The 13,305-nt window shown below is 46.9% G+C and carries 18 protein-coding genes; 14 read left to right on the top strand and 4 right to left on the bottom strand.

Annotation, left to right across the window (positions count from 1 at the left end; translation table 11 throughout):
* Positions 1 to 28 precede the first annotated feature (28 nt).
* The gene (locus CI959_RS01045; protein ID WP_008780858.1) at positions 29 to 1,384 is read right to left on the bottom strand and encodes an MATE family efflux transporter; all 1,356 of its coding nucleotides are present in this window, start codon (positions 1,382 to 1,384) and stop codon (positions 29 to 31) included.
* 25 nt (positions 1,385 to 1,409) lie between these two features.
* Positions 1,410 to 2,780 carry a YihY/virulence factor BrkB family protein gene (locus CI959_RS01040; RefSeq protein ID WP_005862013.1) on the bottom strand — a complete coding sequence of 457 codons (1,371 nt, stop codon included), beginning with the start codon at positions 2,778 to 2,780 and terminating at the stop codon, positions 1,410 to 1,412.
* 789 nt (positions 2,781 to 3,569) lie between these two features.
* Here CI959_RS01040 and CI959_RS01030 point away from each other — a divergent pair.
* The 10 genes from CI959_RS01030 (at position 3,570) to CI959_RS00970 (ending at position 9,026) form a co-directional block, all read left to right on the top strand.
* Complete coding sequence (locus tag CI959_RS01030) at positions 3,570 to 3,863, top strand: hypothetical protein (protein WP_004289507.1); 294 nt, start codon at positions 3,570 to 3,572, stop codon at positions 3,861 to 3,863.
* Between the two features lie 18 nt (positions 3,864 to 3,881).
* The gene (locus tag CI959_RS01025; protein WP_004289506.1) at positions 3,882 to 4,058 is read left to right on the top strand and encodes a hypothetical protein; all 177 of its coding nucleotides are present in this window, start codon (positions 3,882 to 3,884) and stop codon (positions 4,056 to 4,058) included.
* Between the two features lie 14 nt (positions 4,059 to 4,072).
* On the top strand, positions 4,073 to 4,405 hold the full coding sequence (locus tag CI959_RS01020; protein ID WP_005777168.1) for a hypothetical protein: 333 nt from the start codon (positions 4,073 to 4,075) through the stop codon (positions 4,403 to 4,405).
* A gap of 11 nt (positions 4,406 to 4,416) precedes the next feature.
* Positions 4,417 to 4,713, top strand: coding sequence for a hypothetical protein (locus tag CI959_RS01015; protein WP_004289504.1), 297 nt, complete (start codon positions 4,417 to 4,419; stop codon positions 4,711 to 4,713).
* Between the two features lie 4 nt (positions 4,714 to 4,717).
* Complete coding sequence (locus CI959_RS01010) at positions 4,718 to 4,975, top strand: hypothetical protein (RefSeq protein ID WP_004289503.1); 258 nt, start codon at positions 4,718 to 4,720, stop codon at positions 4,973 to 4,975.
* A 474-nt stretch (positions 4,976 to 5,449) separates the two neighbouring features.
* On the top strand, positions 5,450 to 5,737 hold the full coding sequence (locus tag CI959_RS01000) for an LPD11 domain-containing protein (RefSeq protein WP_004289501.1): 288 nt from the start codon (positions 5,450 to 5,452) through the stop codon (positions 5,735 to 5,737).
* 36 nt (positions 5,738 to 5,773) lie between these two features.
* Positions 5,774 to 6,007 carry a hypothetical protein gene (locus CI959_RS00995; protein WP_004289500.1) on the top strand — a complete coding sequence of 78 codons (234 nt, stop codon included), beginning with the start codon at positions 5,774 to 5,776 and terminating at the stop codon, positions 6,005 to 6,007.
* Positions 6,008 to 6,763: 756 nt separating this feature from the next.
* Positions 6,764 to 7,147 (top strand): single-stranded DNA-binding protein, encoded by a 384-nt coding sequence (locus CI959_RS00990; RefSeq protein WP_004289499.1) that lies wholly within the window; start codon positions 6,764 to 6,766, stop codon positions 7,145 to 7,147.
* 377 nt (positions 7,148 to 7,524) lie between these two features.
* Positions 7,525 to 8,052 carry a hypothetical protein gene (locus CI959_RS00980; protein ID WP_004289498.1) on the top strand — a complete coding sequence of 176 codons (528 nt, stop codon included), beginning with the start codon at positions 7,525 to 7,527 and terminating at the stop codon, positions 8,050 to 8,052.
* Positions 8,053 to 8,711: 659 nt separating this feature from the next.
* Positions 8,712 to 9,026: a hypothetical protein gene (locus CI959_RS00970; protein ID WP_004289495.1), complete on the top strand. Its 315-nt coding sequence runs from the start codon at positions 8,712 to 8,714 to the stop codon at positions 9,024 to 9,026.
* Between the two features lie 181 nt (positions 9,027 to 9,207).
* Here the strand turns inward: CI959_RS00970 and CI959_RS00965 are convergent, their stop codons facing one another.
* Both CI959_RS00965 and CI959_RS00960 read right to left on the bottom strand, forming a co-directional pair.
* On the bottom strand, positions 9,208 to 9,489 hold the full coding sequence (locus tag CI959_RS00965; RefSeq protein WP_005777181.1) for an HU family DNA-binding protein: 282 nt from the start codon (positions 9,487 to 9,489) through the stop codon (positions 9,208 to 9,210).
* Between the two features lie 434 nt (positions 9,490 to 9,923).
* Positions 9,924 to 10,556 (bottom strand): recombinase family protein, encoded by a 633-nt coding sequence (locus CI959_RS00960; protein WP_004289492.1) that lies wholly within the window; start codon positions 10,554 to 10,556, stop codon positions 9,924 to 9,926.
* Positions 10,557 to 10,791: 235 nt separating this feature from the next.
* On the opposite strand from CI959_RS00960, the gene CI959_RS00955 reads away from it, so the two are divergent.
* From CI959_RS00955 to CI959_RS00940, 4 genes are read left to right on the top strand one after another with little or no spacing between them, the layout of a single operon-like run.
* The gene (locus CI959_RS00955) at positions 10,792 to 11,841 is read left to right on the top strand and encodes a hypothetical protein (RefSeq protein WP_004289491.1); all 1,050 of its coding nucleotides are present in this window, start codon (positions 10,792 to 10,794) and stop codon (positions 11,839 to 11,841) included.
* 26 nt (positions 11,842 to 11,867) lie between these two features.
* Positions 11,868 to 12,320 (top strand): hypothetical protein, encoded by a 453-nt coding sequence (locus tag CI959_RS00950; protein ID WP_004289490.1) that lies wholly within the window; start codon positions 11,868 to 11,870, stop codon positions 12,318 to 12,320.
* 10 nt (positions 12,321 to 12,330) lie between these two features.
* The gene (locus CI959_RS00945; RefSeq protein ID WP_005777184.1) at positions 12,331 to 12,729 is read left to right on the top strand and encodes a hypothetical protein; all 399 of its coding nucleotides are present in this window, start codon (positions 12,331 to 12,333) and stop codon (positions 12,727 to 12,729) included.
* On the top strand, positions 12,726 to 13,304 hold the full coding sequence (locus CI959_RS00940; RefSeq protein ID WP_005777186.1) for a hypothetical protein: 579 nt from the start codon (positions 12,726 to 12,728) through the stop codon (positions 13,302 to 13,304). Before CI959_RS00945 ends, CI959_RS00940 begins: the two co-directional genes overlap by 4 nt.
* Position 13,305 lies beyond the last annotated feature (1 nt).

Genomic DNA, 13,305 nt, shown 5'->3' with positions numbered 1-13,305 from the left:
CCCGATGGAAACGAATAATAAGCTATGCTTATTTCTTCCGTAAAGGCCCTTTGTTCTTCCAGAATCCCAATTTATAATAGATATAGGTGATTGTAAGCCCGATGCAAAGGCTGGCGCCGATGGCCCACCAGATACCGCTCCGTCCCCAGATAGAGCTAAACCAATAGGCGAGGGGAATGCGTATCAGCCAAAGACAAGTGATGCTTACTGCCATTGGGAACAGGGTATCGCCAGCTCCCCGTAATGCCCCGTTGAAGACGTTCAAGCCGCCGTGTACGATAAAGAATCCTCCCATGATCAATAAATATTCCTTGCCAATCCGGATCACCTCCGGGTCCTTGGTGAAAGCCAGCATCATCTTGTCCCCGAAGAAATAGATGGCCGTGAAGGTTGCTAGACCCAGCAATAGGTTGACAAGCATGGCGAATCGTACCCCGTCACGTACCCGGTCCAAGTGCCCAGCTCCGATGTTTTGCCCGCAGAAAGCAGCTAGCGCCCCAGAGAGGGTCAATACCGCTTGGATGATGATCGTGTCGATCTTTCCCGCTGCCCCGTAAGCGGTGAGCGTATCCGTGCCGAAACTGTTCACGATCCCCAGTAAGGCAATCAATCCTAGCGAGATGGCACATTGCTGTACGCTGGAGGGAAGCCCGATGCGGAGCCCTTCCTTGAACAGTCCCATATCGAACAATAAATCCTGTTTCTTGATAGAGAGCAGGGGATGGGTGTTGTTCACGTAGCCTAGGGCCACGCACATGCCGATCCCTTGGGCGATCACCGTAGCCCGTGCCGCCCCTTCGATCCCCCATTTGAAAACGACAATGAAGAGTAAATCCAAGGCTATATTCAAAATCGTGGTAAGCAGGATAAACAGCATGGGGCGCACGGACTCCCCGACACCCCGCAATATGGAGATAATGCTATTGAAAGTGACAAACAAGAACGTACCCCCTACATAAATCCTAAAATAAGCGACCGCCTGCGGGATCACGTCCTCCGGTGTGTTCGTCAGCCTGAACATCGGCTCGGCAAAAATAATTCCCGCTATGGACAGCAATACCCCTGCGACCAACATGAAGATAAAGAAAGAGGAGAAGGCCTTCTGCACCTTATCGAACTCCTTCGCCCCGAAAAACTGTGAGATCACCACCGACGTACCGCTCCCGATACCGATCACCAGCGAGATAATAAAGTAATAGATGAAGAAGGAAGCCGATACCGCCGCCAGCGACTCTTTCCCCAGAAACTGCCCGACGATGACGCTGTCGGTCACGTTATAGAGTTGTTGCAGCAGATTGCCGATCAGCAAAGGGAAAGCGAAACGCAGGATCACCTTCCATACCGCCCCACTCGTCAAATCCCTATTTCCTGTATTAATTCTCAATTCTCAATTCTCAATTTTCAATTCCCTATAGGTCTTTCAGCAGGATATTGTCGTTTGCCTTTATCATATCCTCACGTGTCTTCAGCAGGGCTTTCCATTCCTTGCTGAAAAGCTTGCTCGTGTCAATCTTAAAGTTCTCGGAGCCATACTCGTCCATGCGGGTCAGCAGGTAGCTGACCGTGATCTTATTGACATCGATCGCCGGCTGGTAGTATGCCACACGGTCGTCATTCCCGTAGTTCACCTCGATGATGATGTTCAACTCCGTGAGCAGGTATAAGATCTGTGTCGTTATGCGGATAGGGATGCGGTAAGCGTCGGATAGCTCGTCGGCCGTATAGGGTTTCTCGCCTTTCACGAACCGTTTGACGATCAGCGAGGCGATCAGCAAGGTCAAGAAATCCTTGTACCGGCGGCTGATACTTTTGCTGTCCCTCTCAAAGCTGAATTTCTTCACGTTCTGGGAGGCGTACGACAGCTCTGCGCCAAACAAGCAAATCAACCAAGAAAGCTGCAACCAAAGCAACAACAAAGGCAGTGCGGCAAAACTACCGTAAATAGCGTTGTACTTGCTCACCCAAATCTGCCCACTGATATAAATAAATTGGAACAACTGGAAGGCGCAACCAGCGATAAAGCCTGCCACCAACCCGTTCACGAACCTTACTTTCGTATTCGGCAGGGAGACGTACAGCCCCGTGAAAGCCAATGTCGTGATAATATAAGGCGCTATATGCAAGAACAGCTCTACGAGTGGCGTAAAAAACAAGTATTGCCCCAAGAACGAGTTCTGCAAGGTAGACATGAAGATGGACAAACCGCTGGATGCCGTCATCAGCACCGGCAGCACGAGGAATAAGGCCAGATAATCGGATATCTTCCGGTACCACGGACGGGATTTCTGGATCTGCCAGATGTCGTTGAACGTATCCTCCACGGACGAGATCAAGTTGATCACCGTATAAAACAATAAAATCAAACCGACCCCGATGATCACTCCCCCCTGCGCCTGCGCCAGATAGCTCTCCACGAACTCGAACGCCTTGTTCAGCTCCATCTCGTGCCCGGGGAAATAATCGAACAACTCCTGCCGTACCGTCCCTTGGAAACCGAAGCCCTTAGCTATACCTAATAATACGGCCAGCAAAGGTACGATAGATAACAAGGTGCTGTAGGTAAGCGCCGACGCCTTGGTTTGCAGGTTCTCGCTCTGGAAACCCCGCACGGCGAGTATGACCGTCTTGATGATATTGATATAAATCTCCTTCAGCCCACTAACTTCATTCTCGGTAATCCGCCAAATGTCGTAGGTAACGAAACGGATGGTTCGTGCTAATAATGCGCTGATCCGTTCTCCAATAGGTTTCTTTTCTTCCCGTGGCTTGTTTTTGGGCATATCGGCACATGATTTAATTGGCAAATAAATCCAATCTCTCAAAAATAGTATATATAATGATTTGAAATTCAGTGTGTTGAAAATTTTATAGTTTTAATTGAGGAACAAATAAGAAACAAAATTGCTAATTAAAGGCATTTCCCGATTTTTTGTTTTCACTCTGTTTCTTTCCTTGCACTTACTTATAATCGGGACTTCTTGAACCAGCTTCCTACCAGAATTTTTTTCCTCGTCCGACGGTTGTATTTGAACTTCCAAGAACCATTGCAGCCAAAAGAAAAGCAAGCCTTCTTTAATTCATACAAAGATAAGGAAAAACTTATAGGCAGGCAAATTTGTCTGCCTAAATATAGTTTACTTTGATTTAGCATATATATAGGCTAATGGACTAAACTAAACCTTTTCCCGAACTTCGTAAAACACTCTGGTCCCATTGTGCAGCCAAAAGAAAAAAAGATTCCACGGCATATTTTTCTTTTCGCTGCAACTCCCTTTTTATAAACCATCAACCTTTTACACGAGATCTTCTCTTCCCTGTATTCGCACATCCGCTTTCGGGCTGTCTGATATGAATTGTGTCGCAAAGGTACTTGACATGTCTTTCTTGTATGCAAGGTCACAGCCTGACGGTTCACGACAAAATCTCCACGCTCCGCTTTGCGGAGGTAGTATTTGGTTGTGAAACCCTGCATAAAGAGCCATGTCACCTTTTGAAGCGACATAATTAAATCAAGCCCGAAAGTAGCTGATGCTACAAGAGGGAAAAAAGAAAACTCAAAATTTAAGATTATGGCGAACTATGCAACAAACATTTTTCACGCAAGTACGGAAAACAAGCAAGACCTCGATAAAATAGAGGCATTTCTGGACGATAATTTCAACGGTTTTGTCAATCGGTATGGCGACACTGTAGATGCAGAATTTTCTTCCCGTTGGGAATACCCAGAAAAAGAAATCGACGAACTGGTAGCTTCTTTGGAAGCCAAAGATAAAATCTATATCCGCATACTGACATACGAGTTAGAGGACGAATACGTGAGCTTTCGGATATTCTCGCAAGGCAAGTGGGACATTAAGCTGTAACCTAAAAACGCATTCACTATGTACGAATACGAAGAAGACAGCGATATTATCGGTTTGTCTTGCACACTGCTCAATCCATACAAAGGTTACACGGAAGGTACAATCGTGGGCAACTATGGTAACACCATAGTTGTCCGCCTTGAAAGCGGCAAGGAAATTTCAGAATACCGTGATGAAGTGATTATCCATGATTAAACGATAGCAAACGTATGACACAGATAGCAACAAAATTCGTCAAATGGGATATTCCCGAACTGGCGACATTACAGGACAGCAAGGTTTACAAATTGCGGGTACACCTGAACAACGGAGGCAAGTTAAACCGGGAAGAAAAGAACTGGATTACCCGTAACGTGTGGGAAAGCATCTATTTCAAACGTGGAATTGCCTTGAGCGGTTATCATTTTGATTTTTCCGACGTTCTCAAACGGTATTTCGTCAAACAGCACGGAAGCATTCACGAGTATTATGCGATTGACAAAACAGCGTTACGCTCGATACTGTACGGCAGAATCGAGGATATTGTAGAAGTAAACAGTTAAACAACAAGGATATGGGAGAATACAAATTTTATCAAGACCGTAAGGTTACAAGTTGGGAACGGGATTATTTCAGTGTAAAAGCAAATAGTTACGAAGAAGCCGAGGCAATCGTCCGCTCATGGAACTGTGAGGACGTGTCGAACATCATTGACAACCGTCTTTGCTATGAAGAGTGGCAAGCATTGACCGATACATCGGAATCTATGCTCCCCGAAGAAAACGACGGCAACCCGACAATAGAGATTTTCAACGAAGACGGAGAATCAATAATGACCAATGTACCTAAAACACCTCAATCAAACCAATAGAACCATGAACGTAACAATCGAACACGTCTTTTGCCGCTATAGCGATGAAGCGGAAGAAATCTATTTCCGAATCATGAACACGATTCTTTTTGCAACTGACGAAACCGAACTTCGTGCAAGTATGGAACGTTTGAAGAACGAGACCTCACTCGATGAGTATTTTATATTCGGATACGGAGCACACCATATCTGGATAAACCAACGGCGACCGAGTGATAAAAACAGAATTTTCAAAAATCGGATTATGGTAGCCCATTTCTGACGGGAACGGGCAAGAGACCTCCGATGTACTTTTGCGGGCTAAACCGGAACTGCCAGTTTCAGCCCGTTTCTTTTTCTCTCGGCAGACATGCCGGCGCAATACCTTTTTTATCCTCATAATTAAAATTCTTATACAACCCGGAGGCCCATTTATATTTTCTTTTCGCTGCAACCCTTTTATATAAGCTATCGAACCTTTTGCAAGAGACCTTCTTTTCCCTGTGTTCGCACGTCGCTTTCGGGCTGCCTGATATGAATTGTGTCGCAAAGGTACTTGTCATGTCATTCTTGTATGCAAGGTCAAAGACTGACGGTTCACGACAAAATCTCCACCCTTCGCTCCGCACGGGTAGTATTTAATCGTGAAACCTTGCATAAAGAGCCATGACACCTTTCGAGGCGACATAATTAAATCAGGCCCGAAAGTAGCTGGTGCTACAAGAGGGAAAAAAGAAAACTCAAAATTTTATAGATTATGGCAAACGATGTAACAAATTCAAATGGACGAGTAACGGCAGACGAAGTAATACACAAGGATTCGGTTTTCAGATACCAACTGTTAGACCGCTTACGGTCAGATTGCGAGTATTACCTTAATTACGGTAACAGACACCCGAAATCCTTATGGGCTGGCGACGAAAAATTGCAAATTGAATTTATGATAAAACTGCATGAGAGTTTCAAAGAGGACGAAAAACCAGAATGGCTTACGATGGATGAGATTTTAGAATACAGCAAGAAAATGATAGCTCAAGAAGAATAAAATTACAACTAAGGAACAGACTAAAAATGTGATTTTATGGCATGGTTAGCAGTAAATAAAGACGGAACAGAATGGATAATGCCCGGAAAGCCCGTTCGAGGCTGGTGCGGGCATTGGGAGTACTCGGAAAAAGTGTACGTCGAGAGCGAGCAAGGGTACGTATCAATCGAGATAGAACTCCCCAAGGGGTCTGTTTACAAACTACTCGGTAAGGAGCTGACATGGGATGATGAACCGGTGGAATTGCAGACCGAAACAGAAAAGAGGTAAAAGCAAGCGGGCTGAACGTAGCATCGGTTTCAGCCCGCTTATACCGGCTAAACAGGTACACACCGGCGGGAATCCCTTTTTTATCTCCGTAACAGACATCCATACCGTTTCCTTCGGAAATAACCTTTTATACCTTTTGGCAGGCTATATCCTTTTGTAGAAAACGTCCGTTCGTGCGAAGGCGGTTCCTCCGCTTTGTTTCAAGACAGACTTCAGCCCTTTTTCCTTTTCCTCTTCTTTCCCTCATTTCTCTTGCCGGATAGAGACAGCGACATCAATACGCTGCATACATCTTTTGTCGGCTCTTCGTTTGGGCCCCCTTTCCACTATGCAGCGTACATGGTTGTATAAACGGTATATCGTTCTTGCCGCTTCAACCCCAAACAACCGATACGCTTTCTTGCCAGATGTTCTTCCCGCCCACCTGCCGGAACGGGAGCGGTCTTGTGTCAGTGGACGGACAGGTCTTTCATGTCTCCGAATCCGCTGCGGATTGTTTCGCCTCGACTTTTTCGCGACCGCTTTCTATTTGAAGTCGCCATATCGTTTTTCGTTGCAAAGTTAGTATGCAGACGGGCGCGACCTGGTGGTCTTGACCAATGGCGTATCGCACAAATCTTCCTTTATCGGGCCTGCGGTTTGGGGCTTCGCCTCCAAAATAAAGAGTATTTATGCGCTATCCTTGGTGCAGCCCTTTACTGCACCTACTTTTTATGCACCGTAAAACTGATTTATTAACTTCAAAAAGCAATCGCAATGAAAAAGATCGAGAACAATTTCGCAGTAACCGGATTCGTGGCAAAAGATGCCGAAGTCCGTCAGTTCACCACCACAAGTGTCGCACGTTTCCCGCTGGCAGTAGCCCGTCAGGAGAAGAACGGCGAAGAAACCAAGCGCATATCCGCTTTCATGAACATTGAAGCGTGGCGCAAGAACGAGAATACCGGGTCGTTCGACCAGCTCACCAAGGGCACGCTGCTTACCGTGGAGGGCTACTTCAAGCCCGAAGAGTGGACCGACAAAGACGGCGTGCTGCACAACCGCATCGTAACGGTCGCCGTCAAGTTCTATCCCGCTGTCGAGAAAGAGGAGGAAGCTCCTGCGGAACCGGTAAAGAAGCAGGAAAAAGGCAAGAAGTAATTCCTGCCTTATCCGGACAAAGCGGCTTGAAAGCCGCTTTTGTTTTACTCGTTACCGTTCCGGAACGTCCACACTTTTATACTCCTTCATACTCCACACGAAGAGTCCGCCGCCGTCCATTGATTTTCCCGTGCAAAGTTAAGGCGGTCGGGAATCGGCAAGGCGCGGCTTCATTTGTCGTTAACAACCATCAACTCGCAAGCTCGTCAATACTTGTTCAACACAAATGAAATCGTCCACGGGACTATCCGCTTCCTCCTTGCCTTATTTCCCTTCTGTCCGCCTTGTGGCCCGCACGTAAATCAAATCCCGCCGGACGAGGGAAACCCTCCGAAAGCAGGGATAAAAACGAAAGTCAAACTTAAAATTCAAAATGTATGAAACAGATGATTTGGTCAAGCTATGACCTGTTGGACGAAACGGCAAAAGAAGAATATCAAAATTCCCAGCGGGAAATATTGGACGATGACAGTTACGAGGTCAGCGATGAAGAATGGGCAGAAGAAGTATATTGCCGGCTGGACGACGAACGAAGCAATCTGAATAAAGAAGTGGACGGCATTATTGTCGTGTTCGGCAACTTGGGATTATGGAACGGCCGGAGACGAGGCTATCAAATATTGGGCAGCACCATTGCCGATATTTTGAAATCCCAGTGCGACGATGCAGAATGGTACGGCGACGGCTACAACATTCGCGGACGGATGGACCATCATGACGGTACGAACTATACCTTATACCGTATCGCCAAAGGCCGTGACGAAGCGGAACGTATCGCCGATAAGATTTACAACCGTGAAATCGACGAAGAAGGCTTCCGCCGGAGAACACGTTCCCTCTATCCGTATGTAGCCGCCGTGTACGGCTGGAAAACAAGGCAGCGCAAGCCGGACAAGGCCGCATAAAAATGCTGCCCGCAAAATACCGCAACGCACCCGCCAGAGGTGGTTGCGGTATCCTTTATTGAATGACTGAAATACAGAACCATCACCTTTTATAATCAGCTTCGTTCCTTTTTTATCTCATGTTTTTTGTGAAACCGGGAATGGACGAATATTTTGAACTGACGGACGAAGGTTACGAGTGGGTCTCCTAAACATTCGGTACAGATAATGACAGGTACGGGTTCGGGATACATTGGCAATGGATGTGTCCTGAATCCTTTTGCCGGAATTACCCTTTTATATCTTCATGACTCTTTCCCTTTTATCGAAGCGTATTCCGTACCCCATTGTACTCCGGCTAACCAACCGGAAAGCAATCCTCTTATAACACCTTAGCTTCCCCATTTTACTCCTTACAGCCGTTCCCCAGACACACTCCATGCCGAAAGCCCGCTTATTTTTTCTGCAAAGTTCGATTGCCGGCTGCCAGTCCCGGCAAGGACCGCTGGCGCTTGCAACCGGAAAATCTTCCTCTCCGACTTCGTTGGAGAGCGTATTTCCCGTTGCCTCCTTGTCTGGACTGACCGTCAATCCTGTGGCAGAAAAATAACCAGCCTCTCGGTACGAGATTGTACCAAAGGGAAAAACAAAAAATAGTTCAAACTTAAAATTTAAAGCGTATGACATTTAGAGAATTTATGCGAGAAAACGGTTACGAGTTACAGACAACTTTTTGGGAGGACTTCTCAATAGCGGACCGATTCGGTCTGTCAGCTATACAAGACACTTTCAAACGTGCTTTCGAGGAATGGAAAAATAACTATAAATACCTCACGGAACTGATATTGGTACTCAATCATAAAATCTGGCAGTATTATGAAACGAAACCGGAATTTGCGACACTTTACAATACCCTTTGGGAACAGGCAGGTCAATATGCGGTAGAGAACCTGAAAGATGACGAGTTAAGTTATTATTACGAGGTGACGGATTAAGCAAGGGAACACAAAGAGTCGGCTTTCATCGGCGGCTCTTTGTGCCACTTCCTTTTTTATAGCATACGGCAAAACAAATACCGCAACCGTCCGCAAAAGACAGTCGCGGTATCGTGTTATCCTGTATAACCATTGTCAACGGTCTCCCGAAACACTATGAAGAAAACCGTTTATACTTTCTTTATTTTCCCTCTTTTACCGCATCTAAGAATGTCTTTGCAGGCTTGAACGCAGGAACAGAGTGAGCCGGAATCACGATGGTCGTATTCTTTGAAATGTTACGAGCCTTTTTCTCTGCCCTTTGTTTGATGATGAAACTTCCGAATCCTCGCAGGAACACCTCGTTCCCGGCAATCATCGACTCCCTGACACTCTCCATGAATGCCTCCACTACAGTTGTCGCTACCGACTTTTCTATTCCGGTCTCCTGTGCGATCCGGGCAATAATATCTGCTTTTGTCAGACTGTTTTATTATAAAATCCGTTGCAAAGATAATAACATATCTCTTTGTCGTCTGGATTGCCAGCCTGATAATGTTACGGAAAACGATAATCCACCTTTATCTCACGGTGTTCCTTCGGCACGAACCAGACAATCGGAAAGCCCCGATAAAAGGAGAGAAACATAAAAAACATACAAATCCGTATCCTGTAGTCAAGGCAGGCAAACACCCGATCACCATTTATCGGTCATGATGGTAATCACTCTTGCTGAAACCACCGAATATAGCTTTCAGAATCTTTCCGATAACATAGAAAACCACTATAAAAACGATAAGTTCTCCCATATTCTATACTACTTAAAGTTAATATAAAGATACTAAAAATCAACGAGAACAGAAAACATATAGCCCTGATTCTCAAAAAAATCCATTTCAATCCGGCTAATACGAAAGCTCATTGCCCATCTTTCGGCTTACGCTTGCCCAACGGTCCTTTGAATTTTCCCCTATTGAGCTTTACCCCGTGCCGGTTGAGCACACTGAACACCGAACTCCGGCTGTTGTACCCGCTTACCGCCATGATGTCCTCGAAAGAATGACCGTTGACATACATATCAACGATGGTATTCTCCCGGTCGGCCTTATCCATCGCCTTCATCGTTTTTCTCGGGACCTTCGCTTTCTGTTGCAGATTCATGACATGTGCGGACGAATACCGCAATACCGCCACCTCTTCGGGTAGCGCCCCGAACATATCCAGTACATCGGCTGCCGTCGTTTCGGGGAACAGTTTTCCCCGCGAGTCGATCCGGTCATGGATGGAAATGATACGCACCACTTTGATTCGGCACAACTCAATAAACGCGGACAATTCGCGCGACCCACGGAGAGCGTTGCTGAATTTGGCCACGACAATCTCGTCACCTCTTTCGAGATTCGCTACAAGCTGTTTCCATCTGGGGCGCAGAGCCTCGTTTTCGACAAGTTCCTCTATCACTTGTACACAACCGTATTTCTGCATCCACTCTTTATCAGCCTCGAATCCGTCGTAACGATCCGCCTTGAATATGTAACCTACTTTTGCCATATCATTGTGCACTTCTATAAGAATAAGTACAAATATAAGAGTTTTATTTTAAACTAAACCATACTTTGAACGAAAATGATATGAAGGGCTTTCTGTGTCCTTCGTTTCTTTCACTTATTTTCATTGAAAATCAAACTATTAAGTGCAATGTTAAAAATGGTTTATAAAACGATTTTCGGCGCTTGTCATCTTGAAAAGAATACTTAGATTTGTGCTGTAAAATACAAAATGAACTATGAATTGTAAAAATCAATACTTAAAAATTGTACTATCGATTGCTGGACTTTCTGCCGTTCCGATTGCCATTTTCACACTTACATCGTGCGACGGTTCGAACGTCAAATCACTGGTTGAAGCCCAACCTACTCCAGCCGGTCTGTATCGGGAGTATCTGTCCGAAACACGCGGGCAAAAAGAACTTTCCTTTGAGGATTTGACCGCGTATATCGGGAAGTGGCAGACCTTGAAAGATTCCGTGACCGCAACCATGCGCCGGGACACGACCTATCGGGCACATTCCGACATACGTGAAGAGTGCATTCTGCTGCACGATTCCGTCCGTGCGGAACTTTCTCGGCTGGCGATGTCGAAACCTCGCACCTATAAAGAAGTGCTGATTCTGAAAGAACGTTTCTCTTCCTATACCGGAGACGTGGAACTGCATCGTTCCGCCGAAGAAATCCGTCCGTTTTTCGCAGAATTGGATAAACGTCCGGCCTGTCGGGGTAACAAGGAGCAAATTCTGTCAGCATATCGTAACGTGCTTGCCGAAACCCTGAACAATGGAATACATGGGAACGGCGACCTCAAAAAATTCATCGAAAGGGAGGATGCCGCTTTTCGAGCTTTCCTGTCCGGGTTGCACGAGCTTGGCGAAGCGAATATGGCCGACATCACCCGTGACACAGAGAAATGCTGCTCCGAGGTGTTTTTCGCCGCTGGGCGCAAGGAAATCACTTACAAGGACGCCACGATATACATGGCCTTACGTACCGACCGTCGGCTGATCCAGAACGTGCGTGCCTGTCTTGACAACATACGCCGTGGAAAGGTCGTAACGCCCGAACAGGCACAAGCCTATGTCTGGATGATTCTACAGCCCTACGCTTCCTTGGACGGCCTCTGCATGACGCTATTGTCCCCGGAAGATAAGGAAACCCTTTACAGGATGGCCGCAGAAACACCCGCCGCATTCGAGAAACTGCGCAGAATCCTGCCGTCGGAGGGCGACCGGTTGGACGAACTGCCCGGTATGCTCATGGAGATATTCATCGCCTCGTTGTAAAAGCCTATTCACAAAATAAACGATATATGATTATGTTACGACACTTTCTGGATGACTTCATGTCGTTCGTACCCCTGCAAATGCCGCAGCTTCTCAATGTGGCAACGATGGAGGAGCCGCAGTTCTACGGTGACTATGTTCTGCTCACATTCCCGCTGCGGGACCCCTATGATCTGGAGGAGGTCATGGACATATTCGAGGACGACATGGAGCTGATTACACTCTACCACCATGTGCCGGTCGGACTGGAGAAATCCGGTCATAGCACCTGTGCCTACTCCAATCCCGCTTTCGGGCAGATGTTCAAGATGAACGCCCGGACAGACGCGGACGGCAAGGTAAACCGTATCATCGCGACCATTTACGATTCGTTGGAGCTGATGTACGGCGACCTGTGTCTCGATCTGAAACTCCACGCCGGGAACGGCAGCTTCAAGTACAAAAAGAATCAGGAAGACGTGTTGTTGGATTTCATGTAAAACAACCCCTATGCGAAACACGATATACCGCCAAATGGTTTTCTGTATCGACACGTACCGCACGTGGATAGAAGTGGCCGATGACAACCTCTACAAGGAACACGTCATTTCGAGAAACACCCGGACCGACTTCCTTGTGACCCGCACGCTGGTACTGCGGGCCTACAAACCGCATGGTCCATACGAAAAGGGCATGACGTGGACGATTCCGGAGCATGATCTGGACACGGCACTGGCTACATATCGTAAGCAGAACGGCACATTCAAATCCCGGATGAAGAAAGGCGCGTCGTCCCTGACAGCCGAAGACACCGAGAACATTATCCGCTTGGCCACCCACGGGATTGTCCGATTGGAACTCGTGGTACGGCCCGTTCATATACCTTCAAAACCCTATTACCTGTTATGACCTGGATTATATTACAATTCGTATTTCTTGCAATGCCTGTCGTCCTTCCGGCACTGTTGTACAGAAGCAGGCGTTGCTTCATGGCAAGATTCTACGATAAAATGGTGTGGAGCGAAAAGGCCCGCAGGCTGTACGCCCATGTGCTGCTTATCGTATTACTCTTGTTTCATTATGTCTATACGAGTGGACACCCCGGCGAGTTCGGTATCGTGCCATCTACCATCGTGTGTGCCGCATGGGCCTCTTTCAGGCGGGCGGACCGATGGATGCGCGGCTTGCTCGACCGGCCGAAACGTTTCGTCTGGTTTGCGCTCTTGGCATTGGTCATCGGCTTCGTGCCGCATCTGTACACGATGGCCGTAACAATCGCCTTTGTTCTTTTGGCTGCCCTGTTCTACCCGTCGGCAAGGGTCATGTCCGAAAAGACAGACATACGCAAATTCCTCGAATGGCTGGAATGTCCCGGAGCATTAGCCGACAGTTATCATAGTATCATCACGCGAGGCTGCCACGATAATGCGGATAATGGCAACCTGAAACTATCCGCACATTATGAATCATCAAAAACAGAATGAA

The organism is Parabacteroides sp. AT13 (assembly GCF_002272965.1).
Classification (GTDB): domain Bacteria; phylum Bacteroidota; class Bacteroidia; order Bacteroidales; family Tannerellaceae; genus Parabacteroides; species Parabacteroides distasonis.
The sequence above is the reverse complement of the archived record's forward strand: the minus strand, read 5'-3'. Positions and strand labels throughout refer to the sequence as shown.

What these genes read in the sequence shown, in the direction of transcription:
- CI959_RS01030 (WP_004289507.1), top strand. Translation starts at nt 3,570, where the DNA reads ATGGCGAACTATGCAACAAACATTTTTCACGCAAGTACGGAAAACAAG.
- CI959_RS00990 (WP_004289499.1), top strand. Translation starts at nt 6,764, where the DNA reads ATGAAAAAGATCGAGAACAATTTCGCAGTAACCGGATTCGTGGCAAAA.
- CI959_RS00955 (WP_004289491.1), top strand. Translation starts at nt 10,792, where the DNA reads ATGAATTGTAAAAATCAATACTTAAAAATTGTACTATCGATTGCTGGA.
- CI959_RS01015 (WP_004289504.1), top strand. Translation starts at nt 4,417, where the DNA reads ATGGGAGAATACAAATTTTATCAAGACCGTAAGGTTACAAGTTGGGAA.
- CI959_RS01000 (WP_004289501.1), top strand. Translation starts at nt 5,450, where the DNA reads ATGGCAAACGATGTAACAAATTCAAATGGACGAGTAACGGCAGACGAA.
- CI959_RS00970 (WP_004289495.1), top strand. Translation starts at nt 8,712, where the DNA reads ATGACATTTAGAGAATTTATGCGAGAAAACGGTTACGAGTTACAGACA.
- CI959_RS01010 (WP_004289503.1), top strand. Translation starts at nt 4,718, where the DNA reads ATGAACGTAACAATCGAACACGTCTTTTGCCGCTATAGCGATGAAGCG.
- CI959_RS00940 (WP_005777186.1), top strand. Translation starts at nt 12,726, where the DNA reads ATGACCTGGATTATATTACAATTCGTATTTCTTGCAATGCCTGTCGTC.
- CI959_RS00945 (WP_005777184.1), top strand. Translation starts at nt 12,331, where the DNA reads ATGCGAAACACGATATACCGCCAAATGGTTTTCTGTATCGACACGTAC.
- CI959_RS01020 (WP_005777168.1), top strand. Translation starts at nt 4,073, where the DNA reads ATGACACAGATAGCAACAAAATTCGTCAAATGGGATATTCCCGAACTG.
- CI959_RS00995 (WP_004289500.1), top strand. Translation starts at nt 5,774, where the DNA reads ATGGCATGGTTAGCAGTAAATAAAGACGGAACAGAATGGATAATGCCC.
- CI959_RS00950 (WP_004289490.1), top strand. Translation starts at nt 11,868, where the DNA reads ATGATTATGTTACGACACTTTCTGGATGACTTCATGTCGTTCGTACCC.
- CI959_RS00960 (WP_004289492.1), bottom strand. Translation starts at nt 10,556, where the DNA reads ATGGCAAAAGTAGGTTACATATTCAAGGCGGATCGTTACGACGGATTC.
- CI959_RS00980 (WP_004289498.1), top strand. Translation starts at nt 7,525, where the DNA reads ATGAAACAGATGATTTGGTCAAGCTATGACCTGTTGGACGAAACGGCA.
- CI959_RS01025 (WP_004289506.1), top strand. Translation starts at nt 3,882, where the DNA reads ATGTACGAATACGAAGAAGACAGCGATATTATCGGTTTGTCTTGCACA.
- CI959_RS01040 (WP_005862013.1), bottom strand. Translation starts at nt 2,780, where the DNA reads ATGCCCAAAAACAAGCCACGGGAAGAAAAGAAACCTATTGGAGAACGG.